Below are 819 nucleotides of genomic sequence, written 5' to 3' on the forward strand. Positions count from 1 at the left end.
AAACTAAGAGAAGAGGCGAGGTTAAAACTTTCTACGCCCATGTTTGATAAACGAATGATGGTTTCAGCCGCAGAGTTGGTATGCAAAGTAGAGAGCACTAAGTGACCGGTTTGGGAAGCCTTGATGGCGATTTCCGCAGTATCTAGGTCTCGAATCTCACCCACCATGACCACATCGGGATCTTGACGCAGAAAAGAACGTAGAGCTTCTGCAAAGCCAAAACCAATCTTAGGTTGGACTTGAACTTGGTTAATGCCCGATAAGTTAATTTCTACCGGGTCTTCCGCTGTGGAGATGTTGATCTCTGGTTTATGGAGAATATTTAACCCAGTGTACAACGAAACGGTTTTGCCGCTTCCTGTTGGACTTGTCATCAGAATCATACCTTGTGGACGACGCAGAGCGTCTAAATACAGCTGTTTTTGTTGCTCACTATAACCAAGCTTGTCGATATCCAGTGATGCAGAGCTGCTATCGAGCAGTCGGAGTACGATTTTCTCTCCAAACAAGGTAGGTAGCGTAGATACCCGCATATCAATCGCAGTGTCTTGATTCAGTTTGAGTTTAATTCGCCCATCTTGTGGTAAACGTCGCTCGGCAATATCAAGTTTAGAGAGAATTTTGATACGAGCTGATAAGCGACGACTCAAGTGATTTGGCGGTTGCTGAGTTTCGATCAAAATGCCATCGCAACGTAGACGAACTCGGTACATCTTTTCATAAGGCTCAAAGTGGATATCGGATGCGCCTTTACGCACCGCGTCCAACAGAATTTGGTTGATGTAGCGGCTAACGGGCGACTCGTCTTGGCTCAAGTCT

At 45.8% G+C, this 819-nt stretch carries 1 protein-coding gene; it reads right to left on the reverse strand.

All coding sequences use genetic code 11. The annotated features are described in order from the left end of the window. Positions 1-819 (reverse strand): ATPase, T2SS/T4P/T4SS family (locus R7E78_RS25735; protein ID WP_318058557.1); only part of this gene is annotated, 819 nt, incomplete at both ends.

It is taken from the genome of Vibrio sp. YT-19(2023), assembly GCF_033337395.1.